The following is a 13,601-nucleotide window of genomic DNA, read 5'->3' on the forward strand; positions in this document are numbered from 1 at the left end:
TTTCCTAGCCCCACTAGGGATGGCTCTCAAGCCATTTTTTGCCCCTCTTATTAGAGTCACCCCACCTGATGTCGTGACCCGCACCGCGACGGGCAATGTGCCCCGTCATCCCGTGCCGGGCCCGGGTTTATATGGATGGAGCGTCGAGCGCAGCAACGGCTGACAGCCCCGACGTTCCGTTCCCCCTTCCGTGGCGTGACCTCGAACAACCTATCTACAAATGAGGGGCGCGGCGGAAATACCGTCTATCTCGCAGAGGATGAACGAAGATGTTGAAATTGCTCCAACAGGTCCGGGTCCCCACCCTCGACCTGCCGGTCGAAGCCCGGCGCAAGCTCTGGTTCAAGCCGTTTATGCAATCTTATCTGGTTGTATTTATTGGCTATTTGACCATGTATCTGATCCGCAAGAACTTCAACATTGCGCAAAATGACATGATCCAGGAGTACGGTCTCTCCATGACCGAGCTTGGCATGATCGGCCTTGGCTTCTCCATCACCTACGGGGTGGGCAAGACCATCGTCTCCTACTATGCCGACGGCAAGAACACCAAGCAGTTCCTGCCGCTGATGCTGATCCTCTCCGCGCTCTGCATGCTGGGCTTCAGTGCCAGCATGGGCGGCACCGGTTTCAGCCTCTACTTCATGATCTTCTTCTATGCCCTGAGCGGTTTCTTCCAGAGCTGTGGTGGCTCGTGCAGCTACTCCACCATCACCAAGTGGACCCCTCGCAACAAGCGCGGCACCTATCTGGGCATGTGGAACCTCTCCCACAACGTGGGCGGTGCCGGTGCGGCCGGTGTGGCGCTGTTCGGTGCCAACTACCTGTTCGATGGCAACGTGCTCGGCATGTTTATCTTCCCCTCCATCATCGCGCTGATCGTCGGTTTTATCGGCCTGCGCTTTGGTAGTGATTCACCGGAAGCCTATGGCCTTGGCAAGGTGGAAGAGCTGTTTGACGAAGTGGCGAGCGAAGAGGATATCGCGACCGAAGAGCAGAAGCTGACCAAGTGGCAGATCTTCGTGAAGTACGTGCTGCTCAACAAGGTGATCTGGCTGCTCTGCTTTGCCAACATCTTCCTCTACGTGGTGCGTATCGGTATCGACCAGTGGTCCACCGTCTATGCCCACCAGGAGCTGGGCTTCTCCAAAGACGTGGCTATTCAGGGCTTTACCTTCTTCGAAGTGGGCGCACTGGTCGGCACCCTGATGTGGGGTTACCTCTCCGATCTGGCCAATGGCCGTCGTGGTCTGGTTGCCTGCGTGGCGCTGGCGCTGATCATCGCCACCCTGGGTCTCTACCAGCATGCGACTACCCAGTTTATGTTCCTGGGCTCCCTGTTCACCCTAGGCTTCCTGGTGTTTGGTCCGCAACTGCTGATCGGCGTCGCCGCCGTAGGCTTCGTCCCCAAGCAGGGCATCAGCGTGGCTGATGGCGTCAAGGGCACCTTTGCCTACCTCATCGGTGACAGCTTCGCCAAACTGGGTCTGGGCATGATCGCCGATGGCACCCCCATCTTCGGTCTGACCGGCTGGACCGGCACCTTCGCCGCGCTGGATATCGCAGCCGCCGCCTGTCTGGTACTGATGGGTTGTGTCGCGGTCGCCGAAGAGCGCAAGATCCGCCGCATCAAGCGCGAACTGAAAGCCGCCGAACTGGCCGCCCAGACCGCCTGATAGCCATAACAACAGACGCAGATTGTTCAGGGCCACCCACCGGGGTGGCCCTTGTTGTTTGGAGCAACCAGCCACCCGACTGGCCCGGCATGAGCCTGCACTGCCGTTCAAGGGGCAGGCATATCCCCATCAAGATCCCACTTTTCATATGCGCTTTTGGTAAAAGCCCCCCGCTGGCGCTATCTTGTTGCTCCCCCTTGTCAGCATCACAGAGAGCAGATGAAGATCGTCGCCGTCACCGCTTGCCCGACCGGTATTGCCCATACCTATATGGCTGCCGATGCCCTGCAAAAAGCCGCCACTGGGCTGGGACTCAAGATCAAGGTCGAGACACAGGGCGCCATGGGCATGGAGAACATGCTGACCGCCCGCGATATTGCCAGCGCCGACCTGGTGCTGATTGCTTCCGATATCGAGATTGAGCAGAAAGAGCGCTTCCTCGGCTGCACCATCCATCAGGTGAGACTGGAAACCGTGCTGCTGGATGCCAACGCCGTACTCAAGGCCCTGCCGATCCCGGCCTGATGCTGACCCGCGAAATCACCTTCTACTGCCAGCAGGGGTTGAGCATCACCCAGGCCAAGCAGTTGAACCGGCTGGCGGGGATGTTCAAATCCACCATCCGCTGTGCCAACCTCACCCGGCGCCAGACCGTTGCCGCCAGCAACCAGCTCTCCCTGTTGACCCTCGCCACCCAGCCCGGCGATCTCTGCCAGTTGCAAATTGAAGGGTGCGATGCCGAGCTCGCCCACATGGCCTTCACCTGCTGGTGCGGGGAGCTGGGTCAACCGCTGGTGCGCCCGCGCACCGCCGCGCTGGCGGAGTTGCGACTGGCAAACGCCTTGCCCGACTACCATTTTGCCCTGCGCCAGCTGGCCCACAGCCCCGAACCGCTGACCAAAGCCGAAGCCCTCGAGCATCTGATCGATCTGCTGCCCACCGAGCTGATCACCGACCGCGCCACACTGACCGCCGCAGTGGAGCGGCGCGAGCAGGTCTCGGCCACCATCATCCGCCCCGGCCTTGCCATGCCTCATGTATTGAGCGAAGGGATCAGCCAGCCAGCGCTGACCCTGCTCAATTGCAAGGAGCCCATCGAGTGGGGCTCTCAAATCGGGCCGGTGCAGACCATTATTCTGCTGGCGGTGCCGATTGGTAGCGGACGGGAGACCCTGCGGCCCCTCACCCGACTGGCGCAGGCGATGATCGACGATGTGGTCAGCCACGCCCTGCTGTTGGCGGGCTCGGCCCCCGCCCGTCAGGCTATCGTGATCGAGAGCCTGCTAAGCTAGGCGAATTGGCTCTGGGCGCTGCTTGCTGTAACGCCAGCCATTCATCCAGCCCTCAGCACCCTGTGGTACACTCGCTGCCATCGTCTGTCTGAAGTGTGTATCCGATGAAATCTCCCCGCTCCCGTCTCTCTGTCAGCCGTGCGCCGCGCGATAACGCCCCGCGCACGGCGGCCAAACCAGCCGCACCCCGCCATGCATCCCCCCGCAAACCGGAGCTGGCCCCAGCGGATCGCAAATTGCTCCTGCTGAACAAGCCCTATATGGTGCTCTGCCAGTTCACCGACGAGGCGGGCCGCGAGACCCTCAAGGATTACATCAAAGAGCCCGGCATCTATGCCGCAGGCCGGCTTGACCGCGACAGCGAGGGGCTGTTGCTGCTCACCAACGATGGCAAGCTGCAGGCGCGCCTCACCCAGCCGGGAGAAAAGACCCCCAAGACCTATTGGGTGCAGGTGGAAGGCATCCCGAGCGAGGAGAAACTGGCCGCCCTGCGCGCCGGTGTGGAGCTCAATGACGGCATGACCCTGCCCGCCGGGGCGCGCATCATGGATGAACCTGCGGTGTGGCCGCGCAATCCGCCGATCCGCGAGCGCAAGGAGATCCCCACCAGCTGGCTGGAGATCAAGATCATCGAGGGGCGCAACCGGCAGGTACGGCGGATGACCGCCCATATCGGCCACCCCACCTTGCGCCTTATTCGCTACGCCATCGGTGACTGGACCCTGGATGGTCTGGCACCCGGCGAGAGCCGCGCCCTGCCCGCCCCCGAGCTGGCGCCGAGCTCCAGCCGCAGCCCTCGTCCCTCCTCATCCCGTTCAGGCGCTCATACCGCCAAACCGGCCAAACCGGCAGGAGATGCGCCACGGCGGGCCAGCCAGCCGAGACGGGACGAGCGTCCCCGCAGCACTCACCCAACCGAGCGTTCAACCTCAAGCCCGACTGGCGGCAAAACCCGCAGCAGCGGGCGAGGAACGGCACGCAGACCCGCCCGAGCGGGCAATCCCAATAGCAACGACAAGGAGTCATGATGAGCAATCAGGCAGAGCAATCGGCCACCAGCCACGCCCGCATGGAGGCGCGCCTGACGGTCGCCGCCCTGGTGCAGTGGCAGGGGCGCTTTCTGGTGGTGGAAGAGGAGATAAAAGGCCAGCGCCGTTTCAACCAGCCCGCCGGCCATGTGGAGCCGGGGGAAAACCTGCTTGAAGCGGCCTGTCGCGAACTGAAAGAGGAGACGGGGCTGACCGCCACACCGACCGCCTGGCTTGGCACCTATCTCTACAAACCGGCCGACAGCGAGGCCACCTATGTGCGCACCGCCATCATCTTCGACCTTGAAAAAGCGCCGGGTCAGCACCATCCAGAGGATCCTGACGGCGATGTGCTGGCTTGCCACTGGCTCACTCTGGAAGAAATAGCGGAATGCAAACCGGCCCTGCGCAGCCCCTTGGTATGGCAGTGCATTCAGGATTATCTGGCGGGGACACGGCTGCCACTCTCGGCCCTCAAGGCCTTTATCTGAGGCCATTTGACACTCTTTTTCGGTGACAAAGGCCAACAACAGAAAAACGATTTCCTGCTATCAGGCTCCTGATGGGAACTGCGGCATGGATATGTGACCGGGGGCGCAAAACTCTGGTAGAATACGCCCCGTTTAAACGAACTGGTAACTTCGACTAATGACAGACAACAGCCAAATCAAGGTGATCGTCGGCATGTCCGGCGGCGTGGATTCTTCCGTCTCGGCCTACCTGCTCCAGCAGCAGGGCTATCAGGTCGAAGGCTTGTTCATGAAGAACTGGGAAGAAGACGACACGGACGAGTACTGCTCTGCCGCCCAGGATTTGGCTGATGCCAAGGCCGTCTGCGACAAGCTGGGGATGAAACTCCACACCATCAACTTCGCGGCCGAGTACTGGGACAACGTGTTCGAGCACTTCCTCGAAGAGTACAAGGCTGGCCGCACGCCGAACCCGGATATCCTGTGCAACAAGGAGATCAAGTTCAAGGCGTTCCTCGAATTTGCCGCCGAAGAGCTGGGTGCCACCTACATCGCCACCGGCCACTATGTGCGCCGTGACGACAGCACCGGCCGCCCTCGCCTGCTGCGCGGTCTCGATACCAACAAGGATCAGAGCTACTTCCTCTATACCCTGAGCGAGAAGCAAGTGGGTCAGAGCCTGTTCCCGGTTGGCGATCTGGAGAAGCCGGAGGTGCGCCGCATCGCCGAGCAGCTGGATCTCATCACCGCCAAGAAGAAAGACTCCACCGGTATCTGCTTTATCGGCGAGCGCAAGTTCAAGGACTTCCTGGCCAAGTTCCTGCCCGCCCAGCCCGGTAAAATCGAGACCGTGGATGGCAAGGTGATCGGCGAGCATCAGGGTCTGATGTATCACACCCTGGGCCAGCGCAAAGGACTCGGTATCGGTGGTCGCAAAGATGCCACCGAAGAGGCCTGGTACGTGGTCGACAAAGAGGTCGAGCGCAACGTGCTGGTGGTGGCGCAGGGCGAACATCCCCGTCTCTACTCCGACGGTCTCATCGCCAGCCAGCTGCACTGGGTGGATCGCACTCCCATTCGCGAGCCCCGCCGCTGCACCGTCAAGACCCGCTACCGCCAGCAGGATATCCCCTGCCTGATCCAACCCATCGACGACGAGACCATCCGGGTCATCTTCGACGAGAAACAGGCTGCGGTGACCCCGGGCCAGTCCGCCGTCTTCTACGACGGGGAAGTGTGTCTGGGCGGCGGCATCATCGAACAACGTTTCAGCCATCCGGTCTAAGGGCTGGGCGCTCAGGAGCGTCCGCGCTGTACTCCCTTCTCCCCTCGCGGGAGAAGGGTTGGGGATGAGGGGGTAACCACCCTCACCCTGACCCTCTCCCTGAGGGAGAGGGGACAAAGAAAAAAACAGCACAAGGCAACGATACATGATTGGTAACGTCCAGGCCGGATCATGGCATCGGCCGGTGAATGAACAGAACAGGGCTGTGAAGATATGAGCGATAAATTCCAAGACAGAACAATGGCCTTTGCCGGCATCTGCCAGGCCGCATATCTGGTGCAGAAGGTGGCCCGAGACGGCAGCTGTGACGAGGCCGCCCTGCGCGAGAGCCTCTCCAGCATTCTGGTGACCAACCCGAGCCAGCCGCTCGAGGTGTTCAACAACACCCATCTGGCCATTCGCGACGGCTACCGTGCGCTGGTCGAGCAGCTGGGTGCCGACGGCAGCCAGAAGAATGCCGAGCTGACCCGCTACGTGGTAAGCCTGATTGCACTGGAGCGCAAGCTGGCCAAGCGCAAGGACATTCTCAATATGCTGGGTGAGCGGATCAGCCTGATTGGCCGCCAGCAACAGCACTTCGATCTGCTCGACGAGCAGATTTTAGCCAACATGGCGAGCATCTACAGCGATCTTATCAGCCCCATCGGGCCACGCATCCAGGTGGCGGGTACCCCGCTGTTCCTGCAGCAACCACTGGTGCAGCACAAGGTGCGCGCCCTGCTGCTGGCGGGCATTCGTGCCTGCGTGCTGTGGCGTCAGCTCGGTGGCAGCCGCACCCAGATCATCTTCGCTCGCAAGAAGATGGTGGAGCTGGCCAAACGTTACTAATCATCGGCTCGCGCGTGGGCAAGCGAGGTCGACATCAGGGTGAACAGCCGCACATCAGCCTTGATGACAACTCAGCCCCACGCGCGAGTGGATACGGATCCCCCACACAAATCATCAGGAGTTCACCCCATGGAGCTGTCCGCGCTGACTGCTGTTTCCCCGATTGACGGTCGTTATGGCGACAAGGCCGATACCCTGCGCCCTATCTTCTCCGAATTCGGCCTGCTGCGTTTTCGCGTCGAAGTCGAGGTGCGCTGGTTGCAAAAACTGGCCAGCCACGCCGGGATCCCGGAAGTCCCTGCCCTGAGCGCGGCCGCCAACGCCCTGCTCGATGGCATCGTAAGCAACTTCAACGAGAGTGACGCTGCCCGTATCAAACAGATCGAGCGCACCACCAACCATGATGTGAAAGCGGTGGAGTACTTCCTCAAAGAGAAAGTCGAAGTGAACCCGGAGCTGGCGGCTGTCAGCGAGTTCATCCACTTCGCCTGCACCTCGGAAGACATCAACAACAACTCCCACGGTCTGATGCTGAAAACCGCCCGCGAAGAGGTCATCAAGCCTTATTGCGAGAAGCTGATCAGCGAGCTCAAGCGTCTGGCCCACGAGTACCGTGACATGCCGCTGCTCTCCCGTACCCACGGCCAGCCGGCCACCCCGAGCACCATGGGCAAGGAGATGGCCAACGTCGCCTACCGTCTGGAACGCCAGTTCAAGCAGATCATGGCGGTGGAGATCCTCGGCAAGATCAACGGTGCGGTCGGCAACTACAACGCCCACCTCAGCGCCTACCCGGATGTGGACTGGCACCAGTTCTCCGAGGAGTTTGTTACCTCTCTGGGCCTGACCTGGAACCCCTACACCACCCAGATCGAGCCGCACGACTACATCGCCGAGCTGTTCGACGCCATGGCTCGCTTCAACACCATCCTGATCGACTTCGACCGCGATGTGTGGGGTTACATCTCCCTGGGCCACTTCAAGCAGCGCACCATCGCGGGGGAAATCGGCTCCTCCACCATGCCGCACAAGGTCAACCCCATCGACTTCGAGAACTCCGAAGGCAATCTGGGTCTGGCCAACGCCGTGTTCCAGCATCTGGCGAGCAAGCTGCCCATCTCCCGCTGGCAGCGTGACCTGACCGACTCTACCGTACTGCGCAACCTGGGTGTGGCGGTGGGTTACTCCCTGATTGCCTATCAGGCGACCCTGAAGGGTATCTCCAAGCTGGAAGCCAACGACGCCGCCATGGCCGCCGATCTGGATGCCAACTGGGAAGTGCTGGCCGAGCCGATCCAGACCGTGATGCGCCGCTACGGTATCGAGAAGCCCTACGAGAAGCTCAAGGAGCTGACCCGTGGTCGCCGCGTCGATGCCGAAGGGATGCGTACCTTTATCGACACCCTGGAGTTGCCGGAAGCGGTCAAGGTTGAGCTGAAGAAGCTGACCCCGGCCAACTACATCGGTGACGCCCAGCGTCTGGTCGATCTGCTGAAGTAAGCCAACCGGCAGTGACGAAGGGGCCCTGTGCACGATATGCCACAGGGCCCCTGTTATTTTCCCTGCCACGGCAGGATCCCGAGTGGCTTTTCCCAAGCCCACCTTGGGCAAAACCTCTTTGCGAGACACGAGAAACAGCATGTACGAACTCAATCTGGATATCGCTCACTTCCTTGAGCACTACTGGCAGAAGCGCCCGCTCCTTATCAAGGGTGGCTTCAAGGACTTTCAGGATCCCATCAGCCCGGACGAGTTGGCGGGCCTGGCCATGGAAGAGGTGGTCGAGTCCCGCCTCGTCACCCGTTTCGACGGCAAGTGGGATGCCGCCCACGGCCCCTTCGAATCCTACGACCATCTGGGCGAAGAGAACTGGACCATTCTGGTACAGGCTTGCAACCACTGGGCCCCCGAGGTGAACGAGCTGGCAGTGCCGTTCCAGTTCATCCCGGGCTGGCGCTTTGACGATGTGATGGTGAGCTTCTCCACCCCCCATGCGGGTGTCGGCCCCCACATCGACAACTACGATGTGTTTATCACCCAGGGTCTGGGCAAACGCCACTGGCGGGTTGGCGATGCCAAGCCCCTCAACGAGTTCGCCGCCCATGCCGCCCTGCTGCACTGCGAGCCGTTCGAGGCGATCATCGACGTCATCATGGAGCCGGGCGACATCCTCTACATTCCACCCGGATTCCCCCACGAAGGCTACGCCATCGAGCCCTCCATGAACTTCTCGGTGGGTTTCCGCGCACCGGATGCCAAGGCGCTTATCTCCTCCTTTGCCGATCACCTGATCGACAACGAGGTGCGTACCGAGCGTTACGGCGATGCCGATCTCAAGCCCCGTGCCCGTCACGGCGAGATCCAGCCCCACGAGCTGCACCGTCTGCGCGAGCTGATGCAGCAGGCTCTCGATGACGAGACCCTGTTCAAGGAGTGGTTCGGCACCATGATCTCCGAAGCCAAGCACGATCTGGACGTCAATCCGGTCGAGCCGGACTACAGCGCCGAGGAGGTAGCAGACCTGCTGACCCAGGGCGAGCCTGCCATCAAGGTGCCGGGCCTGCGCAGCGTCTGGTTCAGCGGCGAGAGCCAGCAGTGCTATATCGATGGCGAAGCCTGGACCCTGCAGAGCGAAGATGCGGCAGCCATTTCGCTGTTGTGTGACAAAGACATCATCACTCAGGCCGATATGGTGGAGCTGGCCGATCAGGCCGGTTTCCTGCAACTGCTGACCCGACTGGTCAATCGCGGTTACTGGTTCTTCAACTGATCCGGCGATAACCGAAGGATTAAAAGGCGCCTTATGGCGCCTTTTTTGTCACTCAGAGGCGGTTCAATTAACAATCGATGCGCGAAGCTGAACCCACTCTTGATGAACCGACAGGTGGTGATTTATTGAACTAAAATGGATGGGTATCATGCGTCCATCCCTGTTCACAAGAGAAGCGCCACCATGCAAATCACCTCCCGGCCCATGCCGCTGCCCGATTACGGCAAATATCCCTCCTCTCAGGCTGTCACGCCCGAACAGGTCAATCAGGCCCGTAACGAAGCGCTGATCAAGAAGGATGAATTACAGGCACAGAGCGAAGAGAAAGCAACGGCTCGCAGAACCCTGGCTGTCTCTTATACGGCTAACCAGCAAGATAAAGCCGTGGTGGAGCGCTACCTGGAAGCCAGCGGTCAGGAGAGCGACAGCAAGTCGGGCCCGAGCACGGCTGATATGTATCAGGCTGCGACTCGCTACCAGCGCCAGCAGAATCTCAGCGACTACATGCAATTCCAGCAGAGCCCGCTCGCCCAGCAGATGGGTGACATGGTGGGCGAAGATACTCGCAAGGGCACCCAGCTCGACATCATTGCCTGAGCCAATTTGCTCGAATAAGCCCGGCAGGGATCAATACAAGATGAAAAAGCCCTCAATGAGGGCTTTTTCGCTATGGCTTGTCGCTGCGACGTCTCGCTATAAATGGGACACTTCTGCCTGCGCGTCCGGCAGCTCGTCGGGGAGTTCATCAAACAGGGGGTGATAGAGCACCTCACCCTGCACACCCGCAAAACCGCGCTCCTGCAGCTCCATCGCCATAAAGCAGTCGACAGGTACCTCATAGATGCAGTGCAGGCCAAACTCGCTGGCCGGGCGGAAACCGAAACGGCTGTAATAGGCCGGATCCCCGAGTACCACCACCCCTTTCCAGTCCATCTCGAGCGCCGTATCAAGCCCTTCACGGATAAGATCCGAGCCAATCCCCTGGCCTTGCCAGTCGGGATGAACCGCGACCGGCGCCAGACCGAGCCAGGGCCCTTCCATGCCGTTAATGGTGATCGGGCTTAGCATCAGGTGCCCCATGAACTCGTACTCTTCCTCTTCGACCATGGTCACCACGGCAGCGCCACATTCGCGCAGGCGGTTGACCAGTTCGGCCTCATCGGAACGACCGAAGGCGGCACTCAGCAGCTCATAGACCGGCAGCATGTCACCGGGGCGCTCGGTTCTCAACATCAGGTATTACTCCTCGTACAGCAGAGCGGGCATTATTCCACACAACGGCTGGTCATTCTGAGTACCTTTGTCCAAAAATGGGAGGGTGCACTCAGGAAAACGAGCTGCAAACTGTTGCTGCAAAGCGGTTAGCGTAGCCGGGGTGGCCCTGTTCATCGCCTCCCGGTAGGCAAGCCAGAGGGCGGGAGCCTCCCGCGCCAACCGCTCAAAGGTCAGTTCGGGCGTTTGATGCCAACAACCATCCAGCTCGTCGACCAGCTCCGGCAGCTCCACCAGCAGCCGTAACTGCTGATAGCGTATCTGCGATGAGTCACCGTTGCCGCCCAGCGCCTGCGCCATCAATTGGTTGAACCAGTGGCGCCGTGATGCGCGCTTCTCGCGGCTGAGCAGATCGGGCCCCTGCCGCTGCAGCGCGGCCAGTTGCAGCAACCACGCCAGCCCCTGTTCATCCCTGTCTTTCAGCAAGACGCCGCCAAGATGGGACAACTGCTCCGGTTCGGCCTGCTCCAGCAAATCGACGGGATAACAGTGCAGCGCCAGCAACCTCTCAAGATGCGGCGGGCAGCGAATAGAGCAGGACTCCTCCCCCGCGCCCCTCTCATCCACAAAGAGCGAGATAGCCAGCTTGCCGTTGGCGCTCTGCCGATCCAACGTTACAGGATCCCACAGGATCACCACGGCGATCCGCTCATCAGCCAGCCAGCGGGAAATCTCCTCGGGCAAAGGATTGGGTAAGGAGGGAGCGCGATCCAGTCGCCAGTAACTCACCTCACACGGCTGGCGACCACTGATATGGCGCCGCCCGCGATAGTGCATCCCCACTTTTGCCATCACCCGGCCGGAGGCTAAATTGTCCGGCATATGGCGAGCCGTCAGCGCCGGCAGTTGCAGTTGGTCAAAGGCAAACTCCTTGACCAAGCCAGCGGCCCGAGTCGCCAGACCGCGATTCTGCCAGGGCACGCCCACCCACCAGGCGAGCTCGCCATTCCAGTGCAAGGAGATCACCCCAACCAGCGCCGCCCCTTGCTCCTCTGGCAAGGTGATGGCCCAGCTCCAGCCAAGGCCAAGCGCCGCCTTGCGCCAGCTAAGGGCCAGCCAGTCGCGGGCCCCCTCCGGCGGATAGGGGTGAGGAATATTGAGGGTATAGCGGGCCAGCGCCTCGTCGCTGCAGTAGCGCACTATCTCGCGCTCATCGGCGGCCTGCAGTGGTCGCAGCACGACGCCAGCGGCGTGCGAATCCTCGGCCAACGTCGGTATCATCACGCGGCGCGCCAGCAGGCGATTAAGCACGACACCCAAATCGGCCTCGGGGGTGAGCGGCAGATCGGCCCCCACAGGGCCAAGGGTGAGCAGTCCCTGCTCCTTGGCGAGGGTCAATAGGGAGGTAGAGGCACTGATCAGAACCTGGCGGCTGGGATCAACATGAAAATCCGTCAGCAGATCCCCATCGAGCCAGGCAGCCAGCAGGGCTCCCGGGCAGAGCACCCCGTCTGGAGGGCTGCTCGCCCAGGGTGCATCGGTTTGATCGAGGGCGGCCGCCTCTTTGCCCAGTAGCAGCTGCCAGCGATGACCTTGCTGCTGCCAGTGCTGCAACAGCGCAGCCCACTGCGGTTGCCACAGACTGGCCTCGATCAGCAATTCCATCAGCTGGCCTGACAGGCCACTGGCAGCGTCAGATGGCGGGGATGGGCTTCGATACGGGCGATCCAGCTGCGGATAGCAGGCCACCCCTGCAAGGAGAAGATCCCCTCCTCTGCCACATGGGTGTAGGCATAAAGGGCGATATCGGCGATGGTCGGCGCATCACCGCACAGGTAGGGGCTCTGTTTCAGCTGCTGCTCCATTACCGCCAGCGCCTTCTCGCCACCGGCTTTCAGCCCGTCGAGCCGCGCCTCCTGCGACTCGGGGCGGCCGAGATAGTGAACGATAAAGCGGGCCACCGCGATGTAGGGCTCATGGCTGTACTGCTCAAAGAACATCCATTTGAGCACCTCGGCCTGCTGGCGCAGATCGGTTGGCCACAAGGCACTGCCTTGCCCCAGATAGAAGAGGATGGCGTTGGATTCCGCCAGCGTATCGCCCTGGCCAATCTCCAGCACCGGGATCTTGCCGTTGGGGTTCATGGCCAAAAATGCGGGGGTACGGGTATCCCCCGCCTGAATATCCACCTCTACCCACTCAAGGGGCAGATCCAGCCAGCGGGCCAGCAGCCACACCTTGTAGCAGTTGCCGGAACGCAGATCACCATACAGACGCATACACACTCCTTGTGAAAACAGATTTGAACAGCGCACTCAGGGAGCCAGACGCTCGATATGCCAGCCATCCCCATCGCGGGTGTAGTAGAAACGATCGTGCAGGCGATGCTCACCCCCCTGCCAGAATTCGACCGTGTCGATCCGCACCCGAAAACCGCCCCAGAAGCTCGGCAGCGGCACTTCGCCATTGGCAAACTTCTGCTTGAGCTCGAGGAATTTGGCCTCCAGCACACCGCGCGCCGAAATGCGGGTCGACTGCTTGGAGACCCAGGCGGCAATCTGGCTATCCTTGGGACGGCTGTGGAAATACTTCATCACCTCGAAGGTACTCATCTTCTCCACCCGACCGGTCACATGCACCTGTCTGTCCAGCGTATGCCAGGGAAAGAGCAGGCTGATACGGGGATTGCCTTCCAGCTGCTGCGCCTTGCGGCTGCCCATGTTGGTGTAAAAGACCATCCCCTGGGCATCGTAGTGCTTGAGCAGCACGGTACGCTGCCAGGGCTGACCATCGGCATCGACGGTCGCCACCACCATGGCGGTGGGATCGGTCAGTTTGGCCTCACAAGCCTGCGCCAACCACTTCTCGAAAAGCGCCAGCGGCTCGGCCGGCAGATCGGCCCGGTGCAGCCCGCCACGGGTATACTCCCGACGCAGATCAGCAACATCCATCATCTTGATTTTCCTTCTCTCTTTGCCGCCCATGCGGCCATGCGTGCTGGCATTGTGCGACGAGCACGCCATGGGTACAAGCCTTGTGA

Annotated in this window: 14 protein-coding genes; 10 read left to right on the forward strand and 4 right to left on the reverse strand. The window is 61.0% G+C overall.

What is annotated here, in order from left to right; translation table 11 throughout:
- Positions 1-269: 269 nt before the first annotated feature.
- The 10 genes from uhpT to G5154_RS06510 all read left to right on the forward strand — a co-directional run bounded on the left by uhpT (position 270) and on the right by G5154_RS06510 (position 9,946).
- On the forward strand, positions 270-1,676 hold the full coding sequence (gene uhpT, locus G5154_RS06465) for a hexose-6-phosphate:phosphate antiporter (protein WP_005334609.1): 1,407 nt from the start codon (positions 270-272) through the stop codon (positions 1,674-1,676).
- Between the two features lie 219 nt (positions 1,677-1,895).
- On the forward strand, positions 1,896-2,201 hold the full coding sequence (locus tag G5154_RS06470; RefSeq protein WP_005334611.1) for a PTS fructose transporter subunit IIB: 306 nt from the start codon (positions 1,896-1,898) through the stop codon (positions 2,199-2,201).
- The gene (locus tag G5154_RS06475) at positions 2,201-2,968 is read left to right on the forward strand and encodes a PTS sugar transporter subunit IIA (RefSeq protein WP_201902712.1); all 768 of its coding nucleotides are present in this window, start codon (positions 2,201-2,203) and stop codon (positions 2,966-2,968) included. The genes G5154_RS06470 and G5154_RS06475 overlap by 1 nt, the downstream gene beginning before the upstream one ends.
- 104 nt (positions 2,969-3,072) lie before the next feature.
- Positions 3,073-3,996, forward strand: coding sequence for a 23S rRNA pseudouridine(2457) synthase RluE (rluE, locus tag G5154_RS06480; protein ID WP_421263912.1), 924 nt, complete (start codon positions 3,073-3,075; stop codon positions 3,994-3,996).
- Positions 3,996-4,487: an NUDIX hydrolase gene (locus G5154_RS06485; RefSeq protein WP_064339722.1), complete on the forward strand. Its 492-nt coding sequence runs from the start codon at positions 3,996-3,998 to the stop codon at positions 4,485-4,487. The genes rluE and G5154_RS06485 overlap by 1 nt, the downstream gene beginning before the upstream one ends.
- A 157-nt stretch (positions 4,488-4,644) precedes the next feature.
- On the forward strand, positions 4,645-5,751 hold the full coding sequence (gene mnmA, locus G5154_RS06490; RefSeq protein ID WP_005353619.1) for a tRNA 2-thiouridine(34) synthase MnmA: 1,107 nt from the start codon (positions 4,645-4,647) through the stop codon (positions 5,749-5,751).
- Positions 5,752-5,964: 213 nt separating this feature from the next.
- Positions 5,965-6,579, forward strand: coding sequence for a high frequency lysogenization protein HflD (gene hflD, locus G5154_RS06495; protein ID WP_421250583.1), 615 nt, complete (start codon positions 5,965-5,967; stop codon positions 6,577-6,579).
- A 129-nt stretch (positions 6,580-6,708) separates the two neighbouring features.
- Positions 6,709-8,079, forward strand: a complete 1,371-nt coding sequence (purB, locus tag G5154_RS06500) for an adenylosuccinate lyase (protein ID WP_421250584.1) — start codon at positions 6,709-6,711, stop codon at positions 8,077-8,079.
- Positions 8,080-8,218: 139 nt separating this feature from the next.
- Positions 8,219-9,349, forward strand: coding sequence for a cupin domain-containing protein (locus tag G5154_RS06505; RefSeq protein ID WP_335849032.1), 1,131 nt, complete (start codon positions 8,219-8,221; stop codon positions 9,347-9,349).
- 183 nt (positions 9,350-9,532) lie between these two features.
- Positions 9,533-9,946: a hypothetical protein gene (locus tag G5154_RS06510; protein WP_421250585.1), complete on the forward strand. Its 414-nt coding sequence runs from the start codon at positions 9,533-9,535 to the stop codon at positions 9,944-9,946.
- Positions 9,947-10,042: 96 nt separating this feature from the next.
- Here G5154_RS06510 and G5154_RS06515 read toward each other — a convergent pair whose 3' ends face one another.
- From G5154_RS06515 to pdxH, 4 genes are read right to left on the reverse strand one after another with little or no spacing between them, the layout of a single operon-like run.
- Positions 10,043-10,582, reverse strand: coding sequence for a GNAT family N-acetyltransferase (locus tag G5154_RS06515; RefSeq protein ID WP_216950384.1), 540 nt, complete (start codon positions 10,580-10,582; stop codon positions 10,043-10,045).
- Between the two features lie 6 nt (positions 10,583-10,588).
- Positions 10,589-12,226: a GNAT family N-acetyltransferase gene (locus G5154_RS06520; RefSeq protein WP_421250586.1), complete on the reverse strand. Its 1,638-nt coding sequence runs from the start codon at positions 12,224-12,226 to the stop codon at positions 10,589-10,591.
- Entirely contained in the window at positions 12,226-12,840 is a 615-nt protein-coding gene (locus G5154_RS06525) for a glutathione S-transferase family protein (RefSeq protein ID WP_421250587.1), read from the reverse strand. Before G5154_RS06525 ends, G5154_RS06520 begins: the two co-directional genes overlap by 1 nt.
- A gap of 36 nt (positions 12,841-12,876) precedes the next feature.
- Positions 12,877-13,515, reverse strand: a complete 639-nt coding sequence (pdxH, locus tag G5154_RS06530; RefSeq protein ID WP_216979246.1) for a pyridoxamine 5'-phosphate oxidase — start codon at positions 13,513-13,515, stop codon at positions 12,877-12,879.
- Positions 13,516-13,601: the final 86 nt, after the last annotated feature.

Source organism: Aeromonas sp. 600527 (assembly GCF_049175415.1).
Classification (GTDB): domain Bacteria; phylum Pseudomonadota; class Gammaproteobacteria; order Enterobacterales; family Aeromonadaceae; genus Aeromonas; species Aeromonas veronii_A.

Coding starts and splice junctions, on each gene's coding strand:
- uhpT (WP_005334609.1), top strand. CDS start 270: ATGTTGAAATTGCTCCAACAGGTCCGGGTCCCCACCCTCGACCTGCCG.
- G5154_RS06470 (WP_005334611.1), top strand. CDS start 1,896: ATGAAGATCGTCGCCGTCACCGCTTGCCCGACCGGTATTGCCCATACC.
- G5154_RS06475 (WP_201902712.1), top strand. CDS start 2,201: ATGCTGACCCGCGAAATCACCTTCTACTGCCAGCAGGGGTTGAGCATC.
- rluE (WP_421263912.1), top strand. CDS start 3,073: ATGAAATCTCCCCGCTCCCGTCTCTCTGTCAGCCGTGCGCCGCGCGAT.
- G5154_RS06485 (WP_064339722.1), top strand. CDS start 3,996: ATGAGCAATCAGGCAGAGCAATCGGCCACCAGCCACGCCCGCATGGAG.
- mnmA (WP_005353619.1), top strand. CDS start 4,645: ATGACAGACAACAGCCAAATCAAGGTGATCGTCGGCATGTCCGGCGGC.
- hflD (WP_421250583.1), top strand. CDS start 5,965: ATGAGCGATAAATTCCAAGACAGAACAATGGCCTTTGCCGGCATCTGC.
- purB (WP_421250584.1), top strand. CDS start 6,709: ATGGAGCTGTCCGCGCTGACTGCTGTTTCCCCGATTGACGGTCGTTAT.
- G5154_RS06505 (WP_335849032.1), top strand. CDS start 8,219: ATGTACGAACTCAATCTGGATATCGCTCACTTCCTTGAGCACTACTGG.
- G5154_RS06510 (WP_421250585.1), top strand. CDS start 9,533: ATGCAAATCACCTCCCGGCCCATGCCGCTGCCCGATTACGGCAAATAT.
- G5154_RS06515 (WP_216950384.1), bottom strand. CDS start 10,582: ATGTTGAGAACCGAGCGCCCCGGTGACATGCTGCCGGTCTATGAGCTG.
- G5154_RS06520 (WP_421250586.1), bottom strand. CDS start 12,226: ATGGAATTGCTGATCGAGGCCAGTCTGTGGCAACCGCAGTGGGCTGCG.
- G5154_RS06525 (WP_421250587.1), bottom strand. CDS start 12,840: ATGCGTCTGTATGGTGATCTGCGTTCCGGCAACTGCTACAAGGTGTGG.
- pdxH (WP_216979246.1), bottom strand. CDS start 13,515: ATGATGGATGTTGCTGATCTGCGTCGGGAGTATACCCGTGGCGGGCTG.